The sequence below is a fragment of the Klebsiella sp. JN_Kp122 genome (assembly GCF_040062085.1).
GTDB classification, from domain to species: Bacteria; Pseudomonadota; Gammaproteobacteria; order Enterobacterales; family Enterobacteriaceae; genus Klebsiella; species Klebsiella aerogenes.
Map to the genome: position 1 here is coordinate 1 of NZ_JBEAHW010000020.1, position 24,386 is coordinate 24,386.

Annotated in this window: 25 protein-coding genes; 15 read left to right on the plus strand and 10 right to left on the minus strand. The window is 55.9% G+C overall.

What is annotated here, in order from left to right; all coding sequences use genetic code 11:
- Positions 1–183: 183 nt before the first annotated feature.
- From ABLU78_RS08645 to ampH, 3 genes are all read right to left on the minus strand, one after another.
- A complete protein-coding gene (locus ABLU78_RS08645; protein ID WP_072060192.1) occupies positions 184–675 on the minus strand; it encodes a transposase in 492 nt (163 codons plus the stop codon).
- Between the two features lie 203 nt (positions 676–878).
- Positions 879–1,853, minus strand: a complete 975-nt coding sequence (gene hemB, locus ABLU78_RS08650; RefSeq protein WP_015704537.1) for a porphobilinogen synthase — start codon at positions 1,851–1,853, stop codon at positions 879–881.
- 107 nt (positions 1,854–1,960) lie between these two features.
- The gene (gene ampH, locus ABLU78_RS08655; RefSeq protein ID WP_020079517.1) at positions 1,961–3,121 is read right to left on the minus strand and encodes a D-alanyl-D-alanine-carboxypeptidase/endopeptidase AmpH; all 1,161 of its coding nucleotides are present in this window, start codon (positions 3,119–3,121) and stop codon (positions 1,961–1,963) included.
- 220 nt (positions 3,122–3,341) lie between these two features.
- Here ampH and ABLU78_RS08660 point away from each other — a divergent pair, with 220 nt between their 5' ends.
- The 3 genes from ABLU78_RS08660 to ABLU78_RS08670 all read left to right on the plus strand — a co-directional run bounded on the left by ABLU78_RS08660 (position 3,342) and on the right by ABLU78_RS08670 (position 6,313).
- Positions 3,342–3,854, plus strand: a complete 513-nt coding sequence (locus ABLU78_RS08660; RefSeq protein WP_162866914.1) for an isochorismatase family protein — start codon at positions 3,342–3,344, stop codon at positions 3,852–3,854.
- Between the two features lie 116 nt (positions 3,855–3,970).
- A complete protein-coding gene (sbmA, locus tag ABLU78_RS08665; protein ID WP_032712715.1) occupies positions 3,971–5,191 on the plus strand; it encodes a peptide antibiotic transporter SbmA in 1,221 nt (406 codons plus the stop codon).
- Positions 5,192–5,209: 18 nt separating this feature from the next.
- Positions 5,210–6,313, plus strand: coding sequence for a DUF1615 domain-containing protein (locus ABLU78_RS08670; protein ID WP_032712716.1), 1,104 nt, complete (start codon positions 5,210–5,212; stop codon positions 6,311–6,313).
- On the opposite strand, the gene ABLU78_RS08675 is transcribed toward ABLU78_RS08670, so the two are convergent.
- Positions 6,310–6,615, minus strand: coding sequence for a DUF2755 family protein (locus ABLU78_RS08675; protein ID WP_015368031.1), 306 nt, complete (start codon positions 6,613–6,615; stop codon positions 6,310–6,312). The genes ABLU78_RS08670 and ABLU78_RS08675 overlap by 4 nt on opposite strands.
- A 242-nt stretch (positions 6,616–6,857) precedes the next feature.
- On the opposite strand from ABLU78_RS08675, the gene ABLU78_RS08680 reads away from it, so the two are divergent.
- Complete coding sequence (locus ABLU78_RS08680) at positions 6,858–7,061, plus strand: DUF2754 family protein (protein WP_015368030.1); 204 nt, start codon at positions 6,858–6,860, stop codon at positions 7,059–7,061.
- Positions 7,062–7,477: 416 nt separating this feature from the next.
- On the opposite strand, the gene ddlA is transcribed toward ABLU78_RS08680, so the two are convergent.
- Positions 7,478–8,575: a D-alanine--D-alanine ligase gene (ddlA, locus tag ABLU78_RS08685; RefSeq protein ID WP_047080988.1), complete on the minus strand. Its 1,098-nt coding sequence runs from the start codon at positions 8,573–8,575 to the stop codon at positions 7,478–7,480.
- 302 nt (positions 8,576–8,877) lie between these two features.
- On the opposite strand from ddlA, the gene ABLU78_RS08690 reads away from it, so the two are divergent.
- From ABLU78_RS08690 to ABLU78_RS08705, 4 genes are all read left to right on the plus strand, one after another.
- On the plus strand, positions 8,878–10,077 hold the full coding sequence (locus ABLU78_RS08690) for a multidrug efflux MFS transporter (protein WP_020079514.1): 1,200 nt from the start codon (positions 8,878–8,880) through the stop codon (positions 10,075–10,077).
- A gap of 310 nt (positions 10,078–10,387) precedes the next feature.
- A complete protein-coding gene (gene iraP / locus ABLU78_RS08695; RefSeq protein ID WP_015368026.1) occupies positions 10,388–10,648 on the plus strand; it encodes an anti-adapter protein IraP in 261 nt (86 codons plus the stop codon).
- 100 nt (positions 10,649–10,748) lie between these two features.
- Positions 10,749–12,164 carry an alkaline phosphatase gene (phoA, locus tag ABLU78_RS08700; protein WP_015368025.1) on the plus strand — a complete coding sequence of 472 codons (1,416 nt, stop codon included), beginning with the start codon at positions 10,749–10,751 and terminating at the stop codon, positions 12,162–12,164.
- Between the two features lie 91 nt (positions 12,165–12,255).
- Positions 12,256–12,567 (plus strand): PsiF family protein, encoded by a 312-nt coding sequence (locus tag ABLU78_RS08705; protein WP_020079512.1) that lies wholly within the window; start codon positions 12,256–12,258, stop codon positions 12,565–12,567.
- A 49-nt stretch (positions 12,568–12,616) separates the two neighbouring features.
- On the opposite strand, the gene proC is transcribed toward ABLU78_RS08705, so the two are convergent.
- Positions 12,617–13,426, minus strand: a complete 810-nt coding sequence (gene proC / locus ABLU78_RS08710; protein WP_015704543.1) for a pyrroline-5-carboxylate reductase — start codon at positions 13,424–13,426, stop codon at positions 12,617–12,619.
- Positions 13,427–13,541: 115 nt separating this feature from the next.
- Here proC and ABLU78_RS08715 point away from each other — a divergent pair, with 115 nt between their 5' ends.
- Positions 13,542–14,000 (plus strand): YaiI/YqxD family protein, encoded by a 459-nt coding sequence (locus ABLU78_RS08715; protein ID WP_015368022.1) that lies wholly within the window; start codon positions 13,542–13,544, stop codon positions 13,998–14,000.
- On the opposite strand, the gene ABLU78_RS08720 is transcribed toward ABLU78_RS08715, so the two are convergent.
- Positions 13,997–14,704 (minus strand): DUF2076 domain-containing protein, encoded by a 708-nt coding sequence (locus ABLU78_RS08720; protein WP_020079511.1) that lies wholly within the window; start codon positions 14,702–14,704, stop codon positions 13,997–13,999. The genes ABLU78_RS08715 and ABLU78_RS08720 overlap by 4 nt on opposite strands.
- A gap of 334 nt (positions 14,705–15,038) precedes the next feature.
- Here ABLU78_RS08720 and aroL point away from each other — a divergent pair, with 334 nt between their 5' ends.
- From aroL to ppnP, 4 genes are all read left to right on the plus strand, one after another.
- Positions 15,039–15,563 (plus strand): shikimate kinase AroL, encoded by a 525-nt coding sequence (gene aroL, locus ABLU78_RS08725; protein ID WP_032707531.1) that lies wholly within the window; start codon positions 15,039–15,041, stop codon positions 15,561–15,563.
- 71 nt (positions 15,564–15,634) lie between these two features.
- Complete coding sequence (locus ABLU78_RS08730) at positions 15,635–15,826, plus strand: YaiA family protein (RefSeq protein WP_015368019.1); 192 nt, start codon at positions 15,635–15,637, stop codon at positions 15,824–15,826.
- 251 nt (positions 15,827–16,077) lie between these two features.
- Entirely contained in the window at positions 16,078–16,755 is a 678-nt protein-coding gene (locus ABLU78_RS08735; protein ID WP_015704547.1) for an AroM family protein, read from the plus strand.
- 87 nt (positions 16,756–16,842) lie between these two features.
- A complete protein-coding gene (ppnP, locus tag ABLU78_RS08740; RefSeq protein ID WP_015368017.1) occupies positions 16,843–17,127 on the plus strand; it encodes a pyrimidine/purine nucleoside phosphorylase in 285 nt (94 codons plus the stop codon).
- Between the two features lie 54 nt (positions 17,128–17,181).
- On the opposite strand, the gene rdgC is transcribed toward ppnP, so the two are convergent.
- A complete protein-coding gene (rdgC, locus tag ABLU78_RS08745; protein WP_015368016.1) occupies positions 17,182–18,093 on the minus strand; it encodes a recombination-associated protein RdgC in 912 nt (303 codons plus the stop codon).
- A 91-nt stretch (positions 18,094–18,184) separates the two neighbouring features.
- On the opposite strand from rdgC, the gene mak reads away from it, so the two are divergent.
- Entirely contained in the window at positions 18,185–19,090 is a 906-nt protein-coding gene (gene mak, locus ABLU78_RS08750; protein ID WP_032712719.1) for a fructokinase, read from the plus strand.
- Positions 19,091–19,126: 36 nt separating this feature from the next.
- On the opposite strand, the gene sbcC is transcribed toward mak, so the two are convergent.
- Together sbcC and sbcD are read right to left on the minus strand one after the other, a co-directional pair.
- Entirely contained in the window at positions 19,127–22,261 is a 3,135-nt protein-coding gene (gene sbcC / locus ABLU78_RS08755) for an exonuclease subunit SbcC (protein WP_116328457.1), read from the minus strand.
- Entirely contained in the window at positions 22,258–23,460 is a 1,203-nt protein-coding gene (gene sbcD / locus ABLU78_RS08760) for an exonuclease subunit SbcD (protein ID WP_048228415.1), read from the minus strand. Before sbcD ends, sbcC begins: the two co-directional genes overlap by 4 nt.
- Positions 23,461–23,679: 219 nt before the next feature.
- Between sbcD and phoB the strand changes: the two genes are divergently transcribed.
- Positions 23,680–24,369: a phosphate response regulator transcription factor PhoB gene (gene phoB, locus ABLU78_RS08765; protein WP_048228416.1), complete on the plus strand. Its 690-nt coding sequence runs from the start codon at positions 23,680–23,682 to the stop codon at positions 24,367–24,369.
- Positions 24,370–24,386: the final 17 nt, after the last annotated feature.

A 24,386-nucleotide genomic window follows, 5' to 3' on the forward strand; every position in this document is an offset into this window, starting at 1 on the left:
CGGGGAGGATCTCCGGATAGCGGCTTACGCCTTATCCGGGCTACGGTTTGGCATTCGGTCGGGAGCCCCGGTAAGCGTAAGCGCCACCGGGGAGGATCCCCGGATAGCGGCTAACGCCTTATCCGGCTACGATTTGGCATTCGGTTGGTAGCCCCGGTAAGCGTCAGCGCCACCGGGGAGGGGCTATCGGCGTTCGCCGCAGCTAAGCTCAAAGCTTTCGCCAGCCCAGTTTGCAGGATATAACCCGCGTTGGACATCTCGATGAAAGGTTGAAAATGGCCAATCAATAACCTGCGTAACCCAGCCATGCTTGAGTGGATTGATATGGATGTAGTCTACATGACGGCGATAATCTTCTTCATCACGTATAGCATGCTCCCAGAAGCGAGGCTGCCAGATATGTTGTCGTTTTAGTGTTCTGCTAAAGCAGCCTTTGATATCGCGCCAGCGTGAAGAAAAATCGTCATCATTATTGGGAAGTGTCCAGATATAGTGGAGATGTTCAGGCAATACCACCCAGGCATTAATGATAAAAGGGCGACGTTGTTTTACAACGGAGATGGAGTAGCGAAATAATTCAATTCTTTCAGTCAGAAGCCTGCTTCTACGGTCTTTCAAATTAACGGTAAAGAACCAGGTTCCCCCCTTGATGTAATAGCGTCGATAAGCAACCACAGCTTCTTCGGGTAGGCAGCGTTTATAATGTGATTTAAGACGTTAAAGGAGAAGAGAAGGTTCGCCAAGGAGCCATCACGGAAGATGGAAAACGGCACGCAAAATCTGATTCCCGGATAGCGGCTTGCGCCTTATCCGGTCTACGATTTGGCATTTGGTTGGTAGCCCCGGTAAGCGTCAGCGCTACCGGGGAGAGGGAAGGTTTAACGCAGGATTTTTTTCTCGGCCAGATCGAGGGCGAAATAGCTGAAGATCAGGTCCGCGCCCGCGCGTTTAATTGCGCCAAGGCTTTCCAGCACCACTTTCTCTTCGTCGATTGCGCCAGCCTGCGCGGCAAATTTGATCATCGCGTACTCGCCGCTGACCTGATAAGCGCCGAGCGGCAGGTCGGTGCGCTCGCGGATATCACGCAGGATATCCAGATAGGCGCCGGCCGGTTTCACCATCAGGCAGTCCGCGCCCTGGGCTTCATCGAGCAGCGACTCGCGAATTGCTTCGCGACGGTTCATTGGGCTCATCTGGTAGGTCTTACGATCGCCTTTCAGCGCGGTACCGGCGGCTTCACGGAACGGGCCGTAGAACGATGACGCGAATTTGGTCGAGTAAGACATAATCGCGGTATTGGTAAAGCCCGCGGCATCGAGCGAACGGCGGATCGCTTGCACCTGACCGTCCATCGCGGCGGATGGCGCGATGAAATCAGCGCCGGCGGCCGCGGCGACCACCGCCTGCTTACCGAGATTTTCCAGAGTCGCATCGTTATCGACGCCGTGCTCGCACAGCACGCCGCAGTGGCCGTGCGAGGTGTATTCGCAGAAGCAGGTATCGGACATGACGATCATTTCCGGCACCGCCTGTTTGGCGATACGGGTCATCCGCGCCACCAGACCGTTTTCGTTCCAGGTATCGCTACCGGTCGCGTCGGTATGATGGGAGATGCCAAAAGTCATCACTGAACGAATACCGGCGTTGGCGATGCGCTCAATTTCGCGCGCCAGATGTTTTTCCGGAATACGCATGACGCCAGGCATCGCTTCGATGGCTTTGTAATCGTCAATTTCTTCTTCAACAAAGATCGGCAACACCAGGTCGTTCAAACTCAGTGTTGTCTCTTCAAACATGGCGCGCAGCGAGGCGGATTGACGCAGGCGGCGTGGGCGAGTGATTAAATCTGTCATGGTTTGCCTGATTTTGTGAAATGAAAGAAGGTAGTGTACCGCAAACGACAGCGGGATGTTTCGCCAAAACGATCCTTAACAATCAGTGGCAAAACATCCCGCAACGATTACTGGCTGGCGGTTTCCATATTCGGCTGCACGCCGCTTAAGGCGCTGACGAGATCGTTGACGCCGTCGCTCATGGCGCTGAAACGGGTTAACGCGGAACGGGTCACCACCACGAAGACCCCGACGTTTGCCTGCGGGTTCATCGCCATATAGGTAATAAATCCGCCGCCGCCGCCGGTTTTCTGAATAATGCCCGGATGGCCGTTTTTCGGCTTCATGTACACCCAGCCCAGACCCAGCGCATCGGCTTTACCCGGTACATCCATGCCGATCACTCTGGTGAGCTGGGTACGTTGATAAATCAGCGTCTGCATGCGATCGGCCTGCTGGCCGCGGGTATAGAAATCTGAAGAGAGGAACTGCTGCATCCAGCGCATCATATCGCCCGGCGTCGAATACACGCCGCCGCTGCCGATGGCCGCGAGGGTGTTATTACACGGGCTGGCGCCTTTCTCCGCCACCATCAGGCGCTGACACTGGTCCGGCGATGGGGTGAAGGTGGTGTCCTTCATGCCGAGCGGACGGGTGATTTGTTCCTCAAACAGCTGCGGGTAAGGCTTACCGGCGGCGGTCGATAGCGCATCGGCCAGCAGGTCGAAGGCCAGGTTGGAATAGGCCGCCTGCGAACCCGGCGTGGTTTTAAGCGTAGCCGTCGACAGCCAGTTCCAGCGCTGCTGGCGGGTCGGCCAGACGAAAACCGGGCGATGCGCCGCGCCGCCGGGCTGCTCGCGCGGCAGGGCGCTGGTGTGGGTCGCGAGGTTGACCAGCGTAATCGGTACGCCCTGGTAGGTTGGTACCCGTGCGCCAGGCGGCGCGTATTTGCTCAACGGATCGTCAAGCTTAACCACGCCCTGATCGAGGAGTTTCACCAGCATTTCACTGGTCATCAGCTTACTCAGAGAGGCGATACGGATAACGGAATCCAATTGTGGATGCTGATTGTTACCGGGGCGCGTTTCGCCGAAGCTGCGGAATACGCGCTGATTGCCGTCGATAACCACCATTGCCATGCCGGTGGCGCCGCTGCCGTAATAGATATGTTCGGCGAAGCGGTCGACCACATCAGAAGTAAATACCGGATCAACGCTCGGCTGAACCGCCTGGGCTGAGGTCCACGACGCCGCGCACAGCGCAGCAAAAATGAGCAAACTACGTTTCAACGGAGGCATCCATCGTTTATTAGGGGAATATACACTGTATTTATACTACGAAGTCGCAGCGAACAAAGTGGGAATAACGACAATATTCACAGAAAAGCGTAACGGTGCGTAAAAATGACTTTTTTCCGCTTTCAGATATCTGCTTTTCCGCCTGACGCGTATGATTAAGCTCTTATTCATCTTATAAAAGAGAGTGGTGATGGCATCTCAACGGGTTCTGATGGTAGTGGATATGCAAAACGGCGTATTCGAGACGCCGCGTGTCGATCGCGAACGCTGCGTGGCGCAAATCAATCGCCTGATTCACGCCGCCGATAGCGTTATTTTCATTCAGCACGCTGAAGCGGGTGGGCTGGAAGAGGGAAGCGAGGGGTTTGCGCTGCTGCCTGAACTGGCGCAACCCACCGGGGCGCGCTACGTCACCAAAACGGCCTGCGATGCGTTTTATAAAACCGAACTTGAACAGGTGCTGCGCGAGAGCGGAACTCACGCTTTTGTTATCTGCGGCTGCGCGACCGATTATTGCGTCGATACCACCATCAAAAACGGCGCCAGCCGCGGCTACGCTATCACCATCGCCGAAGATGCCCATACCACCGCCAACCGCGCCGCCGCCGAGGCCAAAACGCTGATCGCTCACTATAACGAGGTGTGGCGGACTTTCACCCTTCCCGATAATCCATTACGCGTGAAACCCGTAGAAACAATTCTTGCCGAATGGCAGACGAACTAAGTCGCTGATATCCGGTCTCATCATGGGTCCGCTTTACTTCGCCGCCGCGCGTTGCGGCGGGCGTACGTGTGGTACACAGCAAAAACAGAACGATAAGAAGTTAGCAGGAGAGTACGATGTTTAAAGCTTTTTTCCCCAAACCGGGGCCGTTTTTTATTTCTGCCTTTATCTGGTCGCTGCTGGCGGTGATCTTTTGGCAGGCGGGCGGCGGCGACTGGCTGCTGCGGATAACCGGCGCATCGCAAGATGTCGCCATCAGCGCGGCGCGGTTCTGGTCGCTCAACTATTTGGTATTTTACGCGTATTACCTGTTCTGCGTCGGCGCCTTTGCGCTGTTCTGGTTTATCTATAGCCCGCATCGCTGGCAATACTGGTCGATTCTCGGCACCTCGTTGATTATTTTTGTCACCTGGTTTTTGGTGGAAGTTGGGGTGGCGATCAACGCCTGGTATGCGCCGTTCTATGATTTGATTCAGAGCGCGCTGGCCACGCCGCACAAGGTCAGCATCAGTCAGTTCTACAACGAGATTGGCATTTTTCTCGGCATCGCGCTGATTGCGGTGGTGATTGGCGTGCTGAATAACTTCTTCGTCAGCCACTATGTGTTCCGCTGGCGTACCGCGATGAACGAACACTATATGGAACACTGGCAGCATCTGCGCCATATTGAAGGTGCAGCTCAGCGTGTGCAGGAAGACACCATGCGCTTCGCCGCGACGCTTGAAGACATGGGCGTAAGCTTTATTAATGCGGTCATGACGCTGATCGCCTTCCTGCCGGTGCTGGTTTCGCTGTCGGCGCATGTGCCGGACCTGCCGATCGTTGGTCATTTACCGTATGGACTGGTGATCGCCGCTATTGTGTGGTCGCTAATGGGAACCGGGCTGCTGGCGGTGGTCGGGATCAAGCTGCCGGGCCTGCAATTTAAAAACCAGCGGGTAGAAGCCGCCTATCGTAAAGAGCTGGTGTATGGCGAGGATGACGCCAACCGCGCCACGCCGCCGACCGTGCGCGAACTGTTCAACGCGGTGCGCCACAACTACTTCCGTCTCTATTTCCACTATATGTATTTCAATATCGCCCGTATTCTTTACCTGCAGGTGGATAACGTTTTCGGCTTGTTCCTGCTGTTTCCGTCGATTGTCGCCGGTACGATTACGCTCGGCCTGATGACCCAGATCACCAACGTGTTCGGCCAGGTACGCGGCTCGTTCCAGTATCTGATAAGTTCGTGGACCACGTTGGTGGAACTGATGTCCATCTATAAACGTTTGCGCAGCTTTGAGCGCGAACTGGATAACAAAGGGCTGCAGGAAGTCTCTTCAACCGTTAATTAATGAATGCAAGGAAGGTTTATGGCGCAGGTTTCTCGCGGTGTTTCACTCTCTTTTACGCTGCTGGCCGGGTTGGTGCTGAGCGCCTGTACCAGCCAGCAGGCGCCTAAGTTGAAAGAAGGCGAGAAGCCGGTGGATGTTGCCGCCGTGGTGCGGCAAAAAATGCCCGCCAGCGTCAAAGACCGCGAGGCCTGGGCCCAGGCGATTGCCAAAACCTTTGACAGCCAGAAGCTGGCGCCGACGGAAGAAAACGTCTGTTCGGTGCTGGCGGTCGCGCAGCAGGAATCAAACTATCAGGCCGATCCGGCGGTGCCGGGCCTGAATAAAATCGCCTGGCAGGAAATTGACCGCCGGGCGGAAAAAATGCATATCCCGTTATTTCTGGTGCATACCGCGCTGAAAATCACCTCACCAAACGGTAAAAGCTACAGCGATCGCCTGGATAACGTCAAAACGGAAAAACAGCTGAGCGCGATTTTTGATGACTTCATTGGCATGGTGCCGATGGGCCAGAAGCTGTTCGGCTCTCTCAACCCGGTGCATACCGGTGGGCCAATGCAGGTAAGCATCGCCTTTGCCCAGCAGCACACCGATGGTTATCCGTGGAAAATGGACGGCACCGTGCGCCAGGAGGTTTTCAGTCTACGTGGCGGGTTGTGGTTCGGCACCTATCATCTGCTCAACTACCCGGCTAACTACAGCGTGCCGCTGTACCGCTTTGCTGATTTCAATGCCGGTTGGTATGCCAGCCGTAATGCCGCCTTCCAGAATGCGGTGGTTAAAGCCACCGGCGTTAAGCTGGCGCTCGATGGCGATCTTATTCGTTATGACAGCGATGAACCCGGAACGACTGAGCTGGCGGTGCGCCGTTTAGCCGGGCAGTTGGGGATGAGCGATAGCGATATCCATCGTCAACTGAAGAAGGGTGACAGCCTGGCGTTTGAAGAGAGCGATTTGTATAAGAAAATATTCAAAATCGCCGAGAAAAAGGCCGGGAAAACACTTCCGCGCGAGATGTTGCCAGGGATCCAACTGGAAAGCCCGAAAATCACCCGCAATCTCACCACCGCGTGGTTTGCTAAGCGGGTCGACGATCGCCGCGCCAGCTGTATGGCGCGTCGTTAACGGTTATGGTACCAGCGCAGGATAAGCCCCAGCGCGCCGACCAGCAGGCTACCAAACAGGAACGGAATTAAACCGAACAGGGTACCGACGCCGAGCCCAATTTCAATACGCGGGCGGTTGGTATCCTGAATCTGAATGAGATGTTCGAATACGCCAGGCGCGTGTACCAGCATGCTCAACATTTGCGCGCCGGCCCAGATGCACAGCAGAACAAAAAGCGCGTAGGCAATGTTACCGCTGGTGACCGATACCTTCTTTTTGTTGCTCCCCATCAGCGTCTTTGAAAACGTAAATTCAGCCATATAAACCTCCGCAACACCTGTTCCGCTGGTTTTCCCCCAGCTCTATAGACAGGAATTCTGGCAGCGGCGGGCGTTTCCCTGTATCAGATTGCTGGTAATTTCTGCCAGGAATAATCCTGTTTTGACAAAACTGTCGGCGGGCCCGCATTGCACAAAAGGGAGAGCGGCTTCGCATTGTGCGAACAATCTTGTTGGCGCGGCGGGCGGCTATGCGATGATGTTTTTTTTCTGCAGGAGTCGTTATGAAGCTGACCGACAAAATCCGCCGTGACTGGCACTACTACGCGTTCGCGCTGGGGTTAATTTTTATTTTGAATGGCGTGGTGGGGCTGTTGGGGTTTGACGCGCAGGGGTGGCAATCATATGCCGTCGGTCTGGCGACGTGGGTCGTGAGCTTCTGGCTGGCGGGATTTGTTATTCGCCGCCGTCCGGCAGAAGAGGCGTAATATCCCCGGCAAGACGTGGTAGTTATTATTATCGGTTTGCGATCGTTTCGACCTGGAAAAACGGTTGTTCTGTGCTGTTTCCAGGCACATTGCGCTCCTGATAATTCTTCTGCGTTATGTCTCTCATGGCGCAGGGAGCGCACAGAGGGCGGCCAGTCGCCGCCGCCCTCTGTACTCCCGGGCTCTGGCCGCCAAAATCGCCACTTCGTGGTTCCTTCGACTTATCCCGGCAGGCTTCGGGTCGGGCCGAGGCAGCGTCCGTGCAAAACACGGCCCTCAGCCCGCATCCATGCGGGCTGCCCCGGCCTTCCGGGAACGTCTCAGCGATTTTGAGGCCACCAACGGCGGCAGTTTCAGCAGCCACGGATAAAGAGGTAGCCCGGGTAAGGCGGTACGCCGCTACCCGGGAAAGAGGCTTAGTTCATTGAGGTTTTCAGCGCGCGGTCGGCGGCGTGGCGCTCCAGCGCCAGCTCGATCAGGCGGCTTATCAGGCTGGTGTAATCCAGGCCGCTGGCCTGCCACAGCTTCGGATACATGCTGATGTTGGTAAAGCCAGGCAGCGTGTTGATTTCGTTGATCACCACCTCGTTATCTTCCGTCAGGAAGACGTCCACGCGGGCCATTCCGCTGCAGCCGAGCGTTTGGTAAGCACGGACGGCGATATCGCGGATTTTGTCGTTGATCTCCGGGGCGATGGCTGCCGGAACCACCACCTGCGCGCCTTTGTCATCAATGTACTTGGTATCGTAGGCATAGAATTCGCTATTGAGTACGATCTCCCCGCAGGTGCTGGCCTGAGGATAATCATTGCCCAGCACCGCGCACTCGATTTCACGGCCCTTAATCCCTTGTTCAACTACCACTTTATGGTCGAATTCAAAGGCTAACGCGACGGCCTGCAGGTACTCTTCTTCGCTCTTCACTTTGCTGACGCCGACGGAAGAACCCTGGTTCGCGGGCTTCACGAACAGCGGTAACCCCAGCTTCGCTTTGACATCGGCAAAGCTGAACTGCTGGCGGTTGGCGCGAGTCAGGGTGATGAACGGCGCAATCGACAGACCGGCATCGCGTAGCAGGCGTTTAGTAACGTCTTTATCCATGCAGGCGGCGGAGCCCAGCACATCGGATCCGACGAACGGCAAATTCGCCATCCGCAGCATCCCCTGCAGCGAACCATCTTCGCCAAGGGTGCCGTGAACAATCGGGAAGATAACGTCGATGGCCGCCAGCGGCTGGCCGCTATCGGCGTTGATCAACTGATGGGCATCGCGACCGGGAATTTGCGCCAGCGTCACGTCCGATGGGCGCAGCGCGATATGGGCGGGATCCTGCGGGTTCAGCAGATAGTTGCTGGCATCGTTGATATGCCAAAGCCCCTGTTTATCGATTCCCATCAGCACAACATCAAAGCGCGTTTTATCAATTGCTTCGACGATATTTTTGGCTGACTGCAGCGACACTTCATGTTCTGCCGACTTACCGCCAAAAACGATCCCAACCCTCATTTTAGCCATTTCAACTTCCATCCTGATTACATCAAAACACATAACATAGCATGTGTTTTAGCGAGATGGCTGCCTGAATCTTTACCCTTTACAGCAGAGGGTTAAATGCTGCGCATTCGCCACTATTCGACGATGTGCCTCAGCACATCCCACTGACGACAATGCGGTTATCTTCGATTATGTTTGTCTACTCCGCGGTCAGTGCGATAAAACACCAAACTCGCGGCATGCGCATCTCTGGTGCTACGTGCGGAGACGGAAATTGCTAAGCTAGGTAATAATTAACGAAACACTAATGAATACGCGTAGTTATGGAATCCTGGAAGGTTAATCTCATTTCTGTCTGGTTCGGCTGTTTTTTCACCGGACTCGCCATCAGTCAAATTCTGCCCTTCTTACCGCTGTATGTCTCTCAGTTGGGCGTTACCTCACATGAAGCGCTGTCGATGTGGTCGGGCTTGACCTTTAGCGTCACCTTCCTGGTGTCGGCGATTGTCTCGCCGATGTGGGGGAGCCTGGCAGACCGCAAAGGGCGCAAACTGATGCTGCTGCGCGCCTCCCTTGGCATGGCGATAGCGATTTTGCTACAGGCTTTTGCGACCAACGTTTGGCAGCTTTTTATTTTGCGTGCGGTAATGGGGCTAACCTCAGGCTATATACCCAACGCCATGGCGCTGGTGGCCTCGCAGGTGCCGCGTGAACGCAGCGGTTGGGCGCTAAGTACGCTCTCGACGGCGCAGATAAGCGGTGTGATCGGCGGCCCGCTGCTTGGCGGTTTTCTTGCCGACCACGTCGGCCTGCGGGCGGTATTTTTCATTACCGCGATTTTACTGACGGTCAGCTTCCTCGTGACCTTGTTTCTGATTAAAGAGGGCGCCCGGCCGCAAATGAGCAAAGCTGAACGCCTGAGCGGTAAAGCAGTCTTTGCTTCATTGACCCATCCGGGGCTGGTGATTAGCCTGTTTTTCACCACCCTGGTTATCCAGTTGTGTAACGGCTCTATCGGGCCGATTCTGGCGTTATTTATCAAGTCGATGGCGCCGGATAGTAACAACATCGCGTTTCTTGCGGGGATGATTGCCGCCGTACCGGGGATTTCGGCGTTGATTTCCGCGCCTCGGCTGGGGAAACTCGGCGATCGTATCGGGACGTCGCGTATTCTGCTGGCGACGTTATGTTGCGCGGTGGTGATGTTCTTTGCGATGTCGTTCGTGACTTCGCCGCTGCAGCTCGGGGTATTGCGCTTCCTGCTGGGCTTTGCCGACGGTGCGATGTTACCGGCGGTCCAGACGCTGCTCTTGAAATACTGCAGCGATAACGTCACCGGGCGTATTTTCGGTTATAACCAGTCATTTATGTATCTGGGTAATGTCGCCGGGCCGCTCATTGGCGCTTCGGTCTCGGCAATGGCGGGTTTCCGTTGGGTGTTTATTGCCACTGCGTTGATTGTCCTGATTAATATCTGGCAACTGGCGATTATGTTACGCCGAAGCCGCCGCGCGGCCGTTTAAATAAAAATATTGGGCGCTCATAAGAGCGCCTTATATTAATCAGCTGATATAGCTATTAACCATTACCTTTAGTTATCCTTAAATAGTGCGACGTATATTCCATTTTATTATTTACTATTAAATTTGGTTATAGAATTATCTTTTAGCTATTAATTATAGGAGCATTCCCTTTGTTGCCTGGCGGTAATAAAAACGTTTCGCTGAATATTATTGCAGGAATAACCCTATTATTTGAAAATAATTCTGGTATCGATATGCCGATGTATGACATAACTAGGCCATTATGGATGTTGCTTAAGGATAATGCGTAATGAAAAATCTCATTGCTGAGCTGTTGGTCAATCTGGCGCAAAAAGAAGAAGAGGCAAAAGAGCTGACGGTACAGGTTGAGGCGCTGGAAATTGTCGTCACCGCGTTGCTGCGCCATATGGCTGAGGATGCGCAGCAACGTTTGATTCAGGATATCGAAACCGCCATGGAGCAGGTCAAGCCCGGGCCGCTGGTGGACGACCGTGACACCCAGCTTCTGCAGCAATATATAAAAAAGCTGCTCCGGCATCCTCGTAACTAATCATGTGACCAGTAAGGATGCTGTCATTTTTCTGTCACACCACTTTTATAAAGTCTCCCTCGTTTTGTTTTTTAAGTATTTTTTACATGGAGACGACAAAGTGAAATTATCTGCCCTCTTTATTGCCCTGTTACCGCTGCTGGCTCCCCCGGTTATTCATGCACAAACAACTTCTTCGCCGGTGCTGGAAAATCGCGCGGCGCAGGGCGATATCACGACCCCAGGCGGGGCGCGCCGTTTAACGGGCGATCAGACCGAAGCGCTGCGCGCTTCGTTAATCAATAAGCCGGCGAAAAATATTATTTTGCTCATTGGCGATGGCATGGGTGATTCAGAAATTACCGCCGCACGAAATTATGCCGAAGGCGCCGGCGGTTTCTTTAAAGGTATTGATGCCCTGCCGCTGACGGGCCAATACACCCATTATTCTCTGGATAAAAAAACCGGCAAGCCGGATTACGTGACGGATTCCGCCGCTTCGGCAACCGCGTGGACCACCGGCGTGAAAAGCTATAACGGCGCGCTGGGCGTTGATATCCACGAAAAAGATCATCAGACCATCCTTGAGCTGGCGAAAGCCGCGGGTCTTGCCACCGGCAATGTCTCGACGGCTGAACTGCAGGATGCGACGCCGGCGGCGCAGGTGGCCCATGTGACCTCGCGTAAATGCTATGGCCCTAGCGTGACCAGCGAAAAATGCGCCAGCAACGCGCTGGAAAAAGGCGGCAAGGGCTCTATCACCGAACAACTGCTGAATGCCCGTCCGGATGTCTCTTTAGGCGGCGGGGCGAAGACCTTTGCTGAAACGGCGACCGCAGGGGAGTGGCAGGGGAAAACCCTGCATGAGCAGGCGGTCGCTCGCGGCTATCAGATTGTGACCGACGCCGCTTCACTCGCCGCTATCAGCGAAGCAAATCAGGGTAAACCACTGCTCGGTCTGTTCTCCGACGGCAATATGCCGGTGCGGTGGGAAGGCCCGAAAGCCTCTTATCACGGCAATATCGACAAACCGCCGGTAACCTGTACCCCAAATCCGAAACGCGATGCTTCCGTACCGACGCTGGCGCAGATGACCGAAAAAGCGATTGATCTCCTTAGCCGCAACGAGAAAGGTTTCTTCCTGCAGGTTGAGGGGGCGTCTATCGATAAACAGGACCACGCGGCAAACCCTTGCGGCCAGATTGGCGAAACCGTCGACCTCGATGAAGCGGTACAGAAAGCGCTGGAGTTTGCCAAAAAAGAGGGTAATACCCTGGTGATCGTCACCGCAGATCACGCCCACTCCAGCCAGATTATCCCGGCAGACACGAAAGCGCCGGGCCTGACCCAGGCGCTGACGACCAAAGATGGCGCGGTAATGGTGATGAGCTATGGCAACTCTGAAGAAGAGTCGATGGAACACACCGGCACCCAACTGCGAATTGCCGCCTATGGCCCGCATGCGGGCAACGTGGTGGGTCTCACCGACCAGACCGATCTGTTTTACACCATGAAAGACGCGCTGGGCCTGAAATAACCCGCGGCCGGTAATGAATTTACGTTACCGGCTGGTTTTTTTGCTGATAGCGACCAGACTTACAGGGATCCACTAACAGAGGGATGGTGTGATGAAAATAACATTTCTGGTAACCCTACTTTTTGGTTTGGTCTTTGTTGCCGCGGTGAGTGCCGCAGATAAAACGTTAACGCCTCAGCAGCAGAAAATGAGCGCATGTAATACCGAAGCGGCGTCAAAGTCGCTGAAGGGGGATGAACGTAAAACCTTTATGAGCAATTGCCTGAAGAAAGATGCGCCAGCGGCCGGCAAGACGCTGACGCCTCAACAGCAGAAGATGAGCGCTTGTAGCAAAGAAGCGTCGTCGAAATCGCTGAAGGGTGACGATCGTAATAAGTTTATGAGTACCTGCCTGAAGAAATAAGATGACGGGTGGGGCGGTGGCGCCTCACCCGTAGTCTCTTTCAGGCTTATCAGGAACGACTCAGTTGCTCTGATTTTTCCATACACTTCGCCATCGCTTCGATAACGGCGGAACGGAAACCTTTCTCTTCCAGTACGCGAACCGCTTCAATGGTGGTGCCGCCTGGCGAGCAGACCATATCTTTCAGCGCGCCCGGATGTTCGCCGCTTTCCAGTACCATCTTCGCTGACCCCATGACCGCCTGCGCGGCGAATTTATAGGCCTGCGCGCGCGGCATACCGCCGAGAACGGCGGCATCGGCCATGGCTTCGATAAACATAAAGACGTAAGCTGGCGCGGAACCGCTGACGCCAACCACCGGATGAATCATTGGTTCGGCGATGGTTTCCGCCTGGCCGAAGCAACGGAAAATGGTTAACACCTCGGCGATCTCTTCCGTGCTGACCAGCGCGTTTGGCGTCACGGAGGTCATCCCAGCGTTCACCAGCGACGGGGTGTTCGGCATGGCGCGAATAATTTTGCGATCGTGGCCCAACGCGCGCGCCAGCTGATCCAGCGTGACGCCTGCGGCTATCGAGACCACCAGCGAATCTTTGTTCAGACTGGAAGCGATATCGCTTAACACCTTGGTCATGATCCCCGGCTTCACCGCGCCGAAGACGATATCGGCGACCTGAGCGACTTCCTGCGCGCTTTCCGCCGCATTAATACCGTACTGGTCATGCAGGGCGGCAACTTTGTCCGGCGATGGGGTATAGACCCAAATTTGCGCCGGTTGCACTTGTCCGCTGGCGATCAGGCCGCCGAGAATGGCTTTACCCATGTTGCCGCAGCCGATAAAGCCAATTTTCTTATCCATTACCTTTCCCCTCTGCATTTTTCGTTACGATCTCACTAGCTTATCATCCTGGCGCTTTTCTGGGGGAGAAAAGCAGGCGACAATGTCGCAACCTTTGCCGACGACAGGAGCCGAAATGGCGATTTGGGTAGATGCGGACGCGTGTCCGAATGTCATTAAAGAAATTTTGTTCCGCGCCGCCGAACGCACGCAGACGCCGCTGACGCTGGTCGCCAACCAGTCGCTGCGGGTTCCGCCGTCGCGCTACGTCCGCGCGCTACGGGTGGCGCAGGGTTTTGATGTTGCCGATAACGAGATTGTCCGTCTCTGTGAACCGGGCGATTTGGTGATCACCGCTGACATCCCGCTGGCGGCGGAAGTGCTGGCGAAAGGAGGTGCGGCGCTGAATCCGCGCGGCGAGCGCTACAGTGAGGCGACCATTCGCGAGCGCCTGACGATGCGTGATTTTATGGAGACGATGCGGGCCAGCGGCGTACAGACCGGCGGCCCGGATAGTTTATCGCAGCGCGATCGGCAGTTATTCGCCGCCGAGCTGGAGAAGTGGCTGCTTGCGGTTAAACGCCAGCAGGATTAAACCCAGCTGTCATCATCGCTACCGAAATCATCGTCATTGCCGAAGCCGGCGTCGAAATCGGAGTCGAAGGTATTATTGTCCGCCAGGAAAGGGTCGTCCTGCTGGCGGAACGGATCCTCGGCGGCGTTATTATCCAGCGTCGGGCTGACATCTTGTTGCTGCTGCGGCTGCTGTTCATCGATGATGTTCACAATCTCCTGCGGATGTGAACCACTGAACATATTGGTCAGCATATTGCCCAGCACCACGCCGCCTGCCACCCCGGCCGCGGTTTGTAGTGCGCCCGCCATAAAGCCGCCGCCGCTGCGGCCTGCCGCCTGCGGGGCATAGTTTTGCTGTGGCGCATACTGCGGTTGCGCGTTATTCGTCTGCGGGCGGCCATATTGCTCGGCTCCTGGGATCGGATCGGCGCCGCGGGACTGGCCGCCACCGAACAGGCCCGACAGGAAACCGCCGCTGCTCGGTTTTGCCGCCTGCAGCTGGCTAACCTGCGCCTCCAGCGCCTGAATGCGGTCGTTAAGCTGTTTGATCGCCGCTTCCTGAATCAGGATAGTTTGCGCCATATAGTATGGGGCCGCCGGCTGTTGGGTTACGTGCTGGGCAATCCGCTCCTCGGCGCTGGCGTCGCGCGATGCGCTGTGCGTCTCGGCCTCTTTTAAACGGGAAAACAGGCCATCAATAAGGCGTTGTTCTTCAGATTGCATGATACATTCCTCTGTCACACGGGTCATTTACCGTCAGAGTGCGACGGTCTGCCGGTGTTGTAAATATATTGCAGCGTAAAGCTGTGCAGAAATGTGTTACCGTTTACGGCAAACGATGGATAAAAAATAATCCTTCGCCTTTAAGTAAAGCTGGCATAACACTAAATGCAATGATAAGTTTACATGCGGAATCCATTCAAACTCTGTGGTAAATAGGGTTCCCTAAAAAATGTAACGATTATTTTACGGTTATCGTGGCAGACATTTGCAGGTATCATGGCGTACTTTTCGCCTTTATTTCTCCGCGACACGCGGAACCAGGGGGTCTTCGGTAATGACACAACCAATTTTTCTCATCGGGCCGCGAGGCTGCGGTAAAACGACGATCGGCCATGCCCTGGCGCGCGCGCTGCATTTCCAGTTTTCCGATACCGATCATCGTTTACAGGCCCATGAGAAACGCACGGTAGCGGAAATCGTGCAGAAAGAGGGCTGGGAGCGCTTTCGTGAACTGGAGACGCTGTCGCTGAAGGCCGTTACGCTGCCGGATACGGTGATTGCGACCGGCGGAGGAATTATTCTCGCTGAACGCAATCGTCTGTTTATGCGTGAAAACGGCATTGTGATTTATCTGCAGGCTTCTGTTAACGCCTTGATTGAGCGGCTGGAAGCTTATCCGCAGGCGGAACAACGCCCAACGCTGACCGGTAAGCCTGTCCGTGAGGAAGTCGGCGAAGTGCTGGCGCAACGGGAGGCCCTGTACCGCGAAACCGCCCATCATACCGTAGACGCCACCGCGACGCCGGATGCGGTGGTTGAACAGATTATGACCATGCTGTGCGATGTGACGGTAAGTTAGGATTTTACCTGGGTCAGGGAAGAAAGCGGGGCCTATACTTAATTGTTCTGACAGCCGAAAAAGGAAGAACAATGCCAAACAGACCTCCTTATCCGAGACAAGCCCGCGTTGTCGCCGTTGAAAAAGGCGCCGCGGGTCAGACGGTCACCTGGTATCAGCTGCGTGCGGATTACCCGACACCCGATTCGCTGATCAGCGAGCATCCCTCCGAGCAGGAAGCGTTAGACGCCAAACGGCGTTACGAAGATCCCGAAAAAACCTAATCCCCCGGCCCGGTTTGCGTCATGAAGATGGCAATACCGGGCCCAGCTCACATTTTTAATTCATCAATGGTACTAATGAATACCTAACACACGGATTTTTCAGGAGCGACTCTGAAGCTTCTGGAATCTTTACATTCCGCAGCGGCGCTGAGCTGCTACGCTTCTCGACGGTTGATTTTTACTCACCAGGGGGGCGGATGTCGTGTGTGAAAAGCCTGTGTTGAAGCAGTGGTAGTGAAAAGGTACATGATATGAGTGCAACGATGGCAATTTTGACCATTGGCGTGGCGCCGGTGGCGGAAGTTTTGCCGCTGTTAACCGAACATATCAGGGAAGAGCAGATCACCCATATTAGCCTGTTAGGTAAAATGACGCGTGAAGACGTTATGGAAGATTATGCCGTGGAATCCGGCGACCAGGGGCTGCTGACCTTACTCAATGATAACCAACTGGTGGAAGTCTCCCGCCAAAAGGTGGAGCGCGATCTGCGCTGCGTTATCGAGATGCTGGATCGGCAGGAATATGATGTCATTCTTCTTCTCAGTTCCGAACAGTTGAGCGGCCTGGCGACGCACAACGCTATCCTTCTTGAGCCTGAACGGATTATTCCGCCGCTGGTGGCCTCGATCGTCGATGGCCATCAGGTGGGCGTGATTGTACCCGTTGAAGAAGTCTTGCCTCTACAGCGGCAAAAGTGGCTCACTTTAGAAAATACGCCTTATTATGCGCTGGCGAACCCGATGGGCGGCAGCGACAGCGATCTGCTGGATGCAGGAAGAGGTTTAGTCGAACAGGGGGCGGATGTACTGGTGCTCGACTGTCTTGGCTATCATCAGCATCACCGCGACGTATTACAAAAGGCGCTGGATGTCCCGGTATTATTGTCAAATGTGCTGGTTTCGCGACTGGCGGCAGAACTATTAGTTTAACCCGACGTTATCGATTAATTTTGCGTGACAGGGGCAAGGAGCGCCCCCTATATTGAAGCTTCAACCAACGATGATAAGGTCTTGTTTATGCTTCAAAGCAATGAGTATTTTTCAGGGAAAGTGAAATCTATCGGCTTCACCAGCAGCAGTACCGGCCGCGCCAGCGTTGGGGTGATGGCAGAGGGTGAATACGCCTTTGGCACCGCCCAGCCGGAAGAGATGACCGTGGTCAGCGGTGCGCTGAACGTACTGTTGCCGGGTGAAACTGAATGGAAAGTTTACGCGGCAGGCGAAGTGTTTAACGTGCCGGGTAATAGCGAATTCCACCTGCAGGTGGCGGAACCGACTTCCTACCTGTGCCGTTATCTGTAATTTAAGCGCCTTCCTGCCGCGTCCACTTTCCGGGCCCGGCAGGAAGGTGGCGCGTTAGCGCTGGGCTTCGCCGCCCAGTCCTTCAACCAGGCTTTGAATCAATGCCGCCAGTTCGCCGGTCATCAAGATAAAGTCGGCGTCAAAACGCTGCGCAAAATCTTCGCGGTCAATATCTTCATTCTGGTCACGTAATTCGTCGCAGAACTTCAGACGTTTAATCGATGCGTCGTCGCAGATCACAAACTGGATACGCTGCTGCCAGTCGAGCGCCAGTTTGGTGACCACTTTACCCGCTTCGATATGTACGGCGATCTCATCGCTCACCAGATCCTGTTTCTTCGCGCGGATCACGCCGCCATCTTCCAGCATCGCTTTCAATTCGGCTTCGTCAAGCAGCTGGAAGCCCTGAGCCACGCTACCGGAGCGCACCCATTCGGTCAGCGTCAGCTCGATCGGATTTTCCAGCGTCAGCGGCACTACAGGCAGCGAGCCCAGCGTTTTACGCAGCAGCGCCAGCGTATCTTCCGCTTTCTTCGCGCTAGCGCAGTCCACCATAATCAGGCCGTTGACGGTATCGATCCACATCATCGTCTGGCTGAAGCGGCTAAAGGCGCGCGGCAGCAGCGAGTGTAGAACTTCATCTTTCAGCGAGTCTTTTTCCGTTTTCTTCAGCTTGCGGCCCTGATCGGCTTCGAGCTTGAGGATCTTTGCTTCCAGCGCCTGTTTGATCACCGGCGACGGCAGGATCTTTTCTTCTTTACGGGCGCAGATAACGATCTGGCCGTTTGCCGTATGCGTCAGCGCGTCGCTGTGCGATCCCATCGGCGATACCCAACCGGTTTTCGCCATATCCTGGCTGCCACAAGGGGTAAATGTCAGCTCGGCCAGCTGTTTTTCCATCTCTTCGGCGCGCAATTCGATATCGCGGCTCAGACGGTAAACCATTAAATTTTTGAACCACAGCATGATAATTTCCACGGCTTTGTCGTTAAATCAGGCGGGCATGATAGCGAATTGTCGCTATGCTTGCATTGTTAATCGGGGTGAGGAGCAGACTGTGCGTATTGGTATTGATTTAGGTGGAACAAAAACAGAAGTTATCGCCCTGAGTGAGCTGGGCCAGCAGTTATTTCGCCACCGCTTGCCAACCCCGAGGGAGGATTATCGCCAGACCATCGAGACGATTGCCTCGCTGGTGGAGATGGCCGAGCAGGCGACCGGGCAGCGCGGCACCGTCGGTATGGGCATCCCCGGCTCGATTTCGCCGTATAGCGGGGTGGTGAAAAACGCCAACTCGACCTGGCTGAACGGCCAGCCATTCGATAAAGATCTCAGCCTGCGCCTCAATCGTGAGGTCCGGCTTGCCAACGACGCCAACTGCCTGGCGGTTTCGGAGGCGGTCGATGGCGCGGCCGCGGGGGCGCAAACCGTGTTTGCGGTAATTATCGGTACCGGCTGCGGCGCGGGGGTGGCGTTGAACGGGCGCGCGCATATCGGCGGCAATGGCACCGCCGGCGAATGGGGGCACAACCCGCTGCCGTGGATGGATGAAGATGAGCTGCGCTATCGTCAGCAAGTGCCTTGTTACTGCGGCAAGCAGGGGTGTATTGAAACCTTTATTTCCGGCACCGGCTTCGCCACCGACTATCAGCGGCTGAGCGGAAACCCGTTAACCGGCAGCGAGATTATGCGCCTGGTGGGTGAAGGTGACGAAAAGGCCGAACTGGCGCTGAGCCGCTACGAGCAGCGGCTGGCGAAATCGCTGGCGCATGTGGTGAATATCCTCGACCCGGATGTCATTGTGTTAGGCGGCGGGATGAGCAATGTCGAACGCCTGTATCAAACGGTACCGGGGCTGGTGAAGCAGTGGGTGTTCGGTGGAGAATGCGAGACGCCGATTCGCCAGGCGATGCACGGCGATTCCAGCGGCGTACGCGGCGCGGCATGGCTGTGGCCGCTGTGATCTCATTCCCTCTCCCCTGTGGGGAGAGGGAAGACTTCACTCTACCGCAAACGCTTTATCCAACCGGCTGTATCCCAGACCGTTTATCTTCTTCACTTTAATCTGCACCGGGATGCGCTCTTTCATCGCCTCGACGTGGCTAATCACGCCAATCACTTTGCCGCTGGCGTTAAGCGCGTCGAGCGCATCCAGCGCGGTATCCAGCGTTTCGCTATCGAGGGTGCCGAATCCTTCATCAAGGAATAGCGAATCAATCCGCGTTTTATGGCTCACCAGGTCAGATAGCGCCAGCGCCAGCGCGAGGCTCACAAGGAAGCTTTCGCCGCCGGAAAGCGTGCGGGTATCGCGCACCGCGTCGGCCTGCCAGGTGTCCACCACTTCCAGCTCCAGCGCCTCGCTGGCTTTACGTTGCAACAAATAGCGGCCATGCAGGCGGTTGAGCTGCTGGTTAGCCAGCCACACCAGATTATCCAGCGTCAGCCCCTGGGCGAATTTACGGAACTTATCGCCTTCTTTTGAACCGATGAGCGCATTCAGCCAGGCCCAGTCTTCGACCTGCTGCGCGGCTTGTTCCATCTGCTGACGTAATGATTGCTGGCGCTGTTGGTTATCGCTGTTTTGCTTCAACTGCTGGCGGATCTCACCCTGACGGGCGCTGTTTTCCCGCAACTGGCGTGCCAGTTGCTCCAGCCTATTCTCTAGCTGCTCCAGCGGCTGGTTAATATCAATATCGGCGGGCGGCTGTTGCTGATGGCGTTCAAGCGACGTCTGCGCCCGCAGGGCCAGCGTTTGGTTCTGTTGAACTTCTTTTTCCAGCGTCTGCTTGAGATGTTCCAGCCGCTGGCGGGTTGCCTCGTCAAGCAAAGCGGCAAGAAAGGCCGTTTGGTCGGCAAACGGGCTGGCGGCCAGCGCGGCGGTAAACTGCTTTTCGCTTTCCTTCACCTGCGCCTGCTGCTGGCTTTCCTGCTGGCCCAGCGTTTGCCACTGGCTCTGTAGCGCCAGGCAATCATCATGCACCTGCCGCCAGCCCTCCAGCGGCGCGGGATCCGCGGCTTCCGTTGACTCAGGCAGGGTTTCCAGCAGCGGCGTTAGCTGCTGGCGCTGTTCCTGCAGCGCGGCGGCTTCATTTTGTTTCGCCTGCCAGCCGCGGGTTTCGGCTTCACGCTGGGCCAGCCAGTCGTTAGCCTCCGCGGCAGGCGGCAGCGCCAGGGTATAAACGTCCAGCTCCGCCTGCAGCGTGCGACGGCGCTGTTCGAGATCCTGCTGTAACTGCTGCAGCTGCAGCTGGCTCTCCTGCTGTTGCGCCTGCCAGGCCAGCCGTTGTTGATGCTGATACAGCTGCTGTTCATGCTGCTGTTGGCTATCCAGCCAGCCAGCAATATCATCCTGCGGCGTCAGCGTAATCGCTAATTCCGTGAGGGTGGCTTGCCATTGAGAGGTGAGCGCTTGCTCCTGCTGCAGAAGCGATGTTTTCTCGTCAGCGTCTTTTTGTTGTTGTTTAAGCAGTGCTTCAAGCTGGCCGCGCAGCTGCGCGCCTTCTTCCGCCAGCTGTCGCACGTCACGCTCCAGCGCGTCGCGGCGGGTTTGGTTGATGCCGGGCACCAGCGCCTGGTATTCCGCGACCGCCGGATGATGTTCAGAACCGCACAGTGGACAAGGCGCGCCCGGCTGCAGGCGGGCGCGCTCGGCTTCCAGCCCGGCGATACGCGCTTCCAGTTCGCAGATGGCTTTTACATCGCTGAGCTGTTGATTTTTTTCCTTCCACGCCTGACGACGCTGTTGTAGCGCGGCTTCAAGCTTCTCTTTTTCCTGCTGTGAGGCGTTTTCCGCGCTCTGTAGCTGCCGCAGACGCAGGAACAGCGGCTGCAGCTGGCGATGGAGGGTTGAGAGCTGCTGACGCAGCGGGCGGGCAGCAGCATGCTGTGTCAGCTCGCGACTAACCTGTTCTCCATCCAGAGTCAGCGCAGTGGCCGGCAATTCGCCGAGCTTACGGCTGGCATCCTGCAGGCGCTGTTGTAGCGTCAACTCTTGCTGAGCGTCGCGGTTAAGCTGCTGGAAGGTGGCTTTCCAGCCTGCCAGCGCCGTGCTCCACTGGTGGAATCGCTCGTGCGCTTTAAGCCACTCATTTAACGATTGCTGGCTGGATTCTAGTTGAGCCAGACGTTGTTGGGCAGCCAGGCGGATCCCGGCGCGACGGCGCAGGTTGTGCTGTAAGCGAGTATTTACTTCCTCAACCTGACGGCGAGTTTGCGCCAGCGCGCTACTGTGTTCCTGCAGCCGCGACCATAATGGACGCAGTTGCTCTGCCGGCTGCGCGGTTTGTAGAGCCGCCAGCTGCGGCGCGGCGGCTTCCTGCGCCAGCAGCGCCTGCTGTAAAGCAGCCTGCGCCTGGGTGGCTTCCGCGTTTAGCTCCTGACGGCGGCGCAGCCACTGTAGGCCATTTTGCTGGCGGGTCTGTTCGGCAAGCTGCTGCTGTTCTTCAGCAGTAAGTACTTGCAAACTTTGCTGTAACGCCTGCTGCTGCTCATCATTTAACAGTACGACGCCGGAGGCCTGCGCCTGCAGCTTTTCCAGCTCAATGCGGGCGAGTTTATGTTTTTCAAAGACCTGCGCGGAAATTTGCCCGTAAATTTCAGTCCCGGTCAGCTCTTCCAGCAGCTCGGCGCGCTCTTTCGGTTTGGCATTGAGGAAAGCGGCGAATTGCCCCTGCGAAAGCAGCATTGAGCGGGTAAAGCGCCCATAGTCGAGGCCGGTAATTGATGCCGTCAGCTCCAGTTTGTCTTTGACCTTGTCGGCAAGAATTTTCCCGTCGTCGCAGCGCGCCAGCTCAACGCGCGGCGCCTGTAGATTGCCATCCGGCTGGTTGCGGGCGCGGTTCTGGCTCCAGAAGGCGCGATAGGCGGTGCCCCGGACCTCAAATTCAACTTCCGCCAGGCACTCGGCGGTGTCGCGGGTCATCAGATCGTTTTGCGATTGCGATACGCTGCTCAGGCGCGGCGTTTCGTGGTACAGCGCGAGACAGATAGCATCTAACAGGGTGGTTTTACCGGCGCCGGTCGGCCCGGTAATCGCGAATAACCCATTGCTGGCGAACGGTTCAGCGGTAAAGTCGATTTTCCATTCGCCTTTCAGCGAGTTAAGGTTTTTCAGGCGTAGGCTCAGGATTCTCACAGGCGTTCCTCACCGTTCAGGCTATGCAGCGTTTCCGTAAACAGTTGCTCCAGCCGCTGTTGCTGTGGAGCATCAAGAGTTTCCAGCGCCAGGCGGCGGGCAAACACCTCTTCGACCTGTAGTTCGCTCAGCGTTTCCATCTGAACGCCGGCCAGAATGCGTTCACGCTGGGCGCGACTGCGACGCACCAGCAGCACTTCCACCGGCAGCGATTCGGTCTGCTGCTGAATTTTTCTTTGGATATCGTGCAGGTATTCATCGCTGGTGATTTCGATATCCAGCCATACCGGCGGCTGCTGCGCGCTATCCTGCCACTGCTGAAGTTGTTCGGTGATGCTGGCGAAATCGCCTTTCAGTACCGCCAGAGGCTGGGTGATCGGTACCGTTAGCGCGGTGACTTCACTGAGCTTGCCCTCGCTGAATGAGACCAGATTAACGCTTTTGTTTTTTCCGGTTTCATCAAAACTCAGCGGCAGCGGCGAACCGCTGTAGCGAATATGCTCGCAGCCGCCAACCAACTGGGCGCGATGAATATGACCGAGCGCGATGTAATCGGCGGGCGGGAAGCGGTTGGCCGGGAAGGCGTCGAGGGTGCCGATATAGATTTCACGGACCGCGTCGCTTTTGCTGGCGCCGACGGTGGTGAGGTGGCCGCTGGCAATAATCGGTAGTGCCCGTTCGCCGCGCAGATCGCAGGCCTGCTGATATTGCTGCTGATAGTAGTCGCTGATGGCGGTGAGCAACTGCTGCTGTTTTTCGCCGCTGGAGTGGCCAGCCTGGCTGACCACCAGTTCGCGCGGCCGCAAAAACGGCACAGGGCAGAAGACTGCGCCGGGCGCGCCGTCGCGCCGCGGCAAGATAAAGGGCGCGTGGCCGGCGTTGGCGACCACGGTGGTTTTCAGGAAGGCGAGTATTTCGCGCGACTCGTTTAACGTCGCCACCGAATCGTGGTTGCCCGCCAGCACCACCAACTGGCAGCCGGTTTGCTGCAGCTGAACGACAAAACGGTTATACAGTTCGCGGGCGTAGCTCGGCGGAGAGCCGGTATCAAAAATATCGCCAGCGACGATAATGGCATCCACCTCGTGTTCCTGCGCGCGCGCCAGCAGCCAGTCGAGAAAGGCGGCGTGTTCGTCCGCGCGGCTTTTGCTGTAGAAGTTCTGGCCGAGGTGCCAGTCGGAGGTATGAAGGATGCGCATAAAAATTCCGTTGCGATAAAAGCCAGGCGGCCATTATAACGTTGATCCCGCCGCCCGTATTCCTTTTGCCATATTACCGCGAGACAGGATGCGTTAAGTGCGTGTCATCATTCAAAATCCGCATTCATCAGACGGTCATTTTTTCATAAATCTGTCACAAATCTGACGCATAATGGCCGCGCACTTCTATACTGATGGCTAAAAAACACAGGGTAAATAATGGCGAGAAGAATTCTGGTCGTTGAAGATGAAGCTCCAATCCGCGAAATGGTCTGCTTTGTTCTGGAGCAAAACGGCTTTCAGCCCGTCGAGGCGGAAGATTTTGACAGTGCGGTGAATCAACTCAATGAACCCTGGCCCGATTTGATTCTCCTTGACTGGATGTTGCCGGGCGGATCGGGGCTACAGTTTATTAAACAGCTTAAGCGCGAAGCGATGACCCGCGATATTCCGGTGGTGATGCTGACGGCGCGCGGCGAAGAAGAAGATCGCGTTCGCGGTCTGGAAACCGGTGCGGATGATTACATTACCAAACCGTTTTCGCCGAAGGAGCTGGTGGCGCGAATTAAGGCGGTGATGCGGCGTATTTCGCCAATGGCGGTCGAAGAGGTGATTGAGATGCAGGGGCTGAGCCTGGATCCCTCCTCGCATCGCGTCATGACCGGTGAAAACCCGCTGGATATGGGGCCGACCGAGTTTAAATTATTACACTTCTTTATGACCCACCCGGAACGCGTATACAGCCGTGAACAGCTGCTGAATCACGTTTGGGGAACCAACGTTTACGTTGAAGACCGGACGGTGGATGTGCATATTCGCCGCCTGCGCAAAGCGCTGGAACATAGCGGCCATGACCGGATGGTACAGACGGTTCGCGGCACGGGATATCGTTTCTCCACCCGTTTCTGAATTTTGACAGGAGTGTG

Coding starts and splice junctions, on each gene's coding strand:
- sbcD (WP_048228415.1), bottom strand. CDS start 23,460: ATGCGCATCCTTCATACCTCCGACTGGCACCTCGGCCAGAACTTCTAC.
- ABLU78_RS08670 (WP_032712716.1), top strand. CDS start 5,210: ATGGCGCAGGTTTCTCGCGGTGTTTCACTCTCTTTTACGCTGCTGGCC.
- ABLU78_RS08680 (WP_015368030.1), top strand. CDS start 6,858: ATGAAGCTGACCGACAAAATCCGCCGTGACTGGCACTACTACGCGTTC.
- rdgC (WP_015368016.1), bottom strand. CDS start 18,093: ATGCTGTGGTTCAAAAATTTAATGGTTTACCGTCTGAGCCGCGATATC.
- iraP (WP_015368026.1), top strand. CDS start 10,388: ATGAAAAATCTCATTGCTGAGCTGTTGGTCAATCTGGCGCAAAAAGAA.
- ppnP (WP_015368017.1), top strand. CDS start 16,843: ATGCTTCAAAGCAATGAGTATTTTTCAGGGAAAGTGAAATCTATCGGC.
- sbmA (WP_032712715.1), top strand. CDS start 3,971: ATGTTTAAAGCTTTTTTCCCCAAACCGGGGCCGTTTTTTATTTCTGCC.
- ABLU78_RS08735 (WP_015704547.1), top strand. CDS start 16,078: ATGAGTGCAACGATGGCAATTTTGACCATTGGCGTGGCGCCGGTGGCG.
- ABLU78_RS08690 (WP_020079514.1), top strand. CDS start 8,878: ATGGAATCCTGGAAGGTTAATCTCATTTCTGTCTGGTTCGGCTGTTTT.
- ABLU78_RS08705 (WP_020079512.1), top strand. CDS start 12,256: ATGAAAATAACATTTCTGGTAACCCTACTTTTTGGTTTGGTCTTTGTT.
- proC (WP_015704543.1), bottom strand. CDS start 13,426: ATGGATAAGAAAATTGGCTTTATCGGCTGCGGCAACATGGGTAAAGCC.
- ABLU78_RS08715 (WP_015368022.1), top strand. CDS start 13,542: ATGGCGATTTGGGTAGATGCGGACGCGTGTCCGAATGTCATTAAAGAA.
- ABLU78_RS08660 (WP_162866914.1), top strand. CDS start 3,342: ATGGTAGTGGATATGCAAAACGGCGTATTCGAGACGCCGCGTGTCGAT.
- phoB (WP_048228416.1), top strand. CDS start 23,680: ATGGCGAGAAGAATTCTGGTCGTTGAAGATGAAGCTCCAATCCGCGAA.
- ddlA (WP_047080988.1), bottom strand. CDS start 8,575: ATGGCTAAAATGAGGGTTGGGATCGTTTTTGGCGGTAAGTCGGCAGAA.
- ABLU78_RS08675 (WP_015368031.1), bottom strand. CDS start 6,615: ATGGCTGAATTTACGTTTTCAAAGACGCTGATGGGGAGCAACAAAAAG.
- hemB (WP_015704537.1), bottom strand. CDS start 1,853: ATGACAGATTTAATCACTCGCCCACGCCGCCTGCGTCAATCCGCCTCG.
- ABLU78_RS08730 (WP_015368019.1), top strand. CDS start 15,635: ATGCCAAACAGACCTCCTTATCCGAGACAAGCCCGCGTTGTCGCCGTT.
- aroL (WP_032707531.1), top strand. CDS start 15,039: ATGACACAACCAATTTTTCTCATCGGGCCGCGAGGCTGCGGTAAAACG.
- ABLU78_RS08720 (WP_020079511.1), bottom strand. CDS start 14,704: ATGCAATCTGAAGAACAACGCCTTATTGATGGCCTGTTTTCCCGTTTA.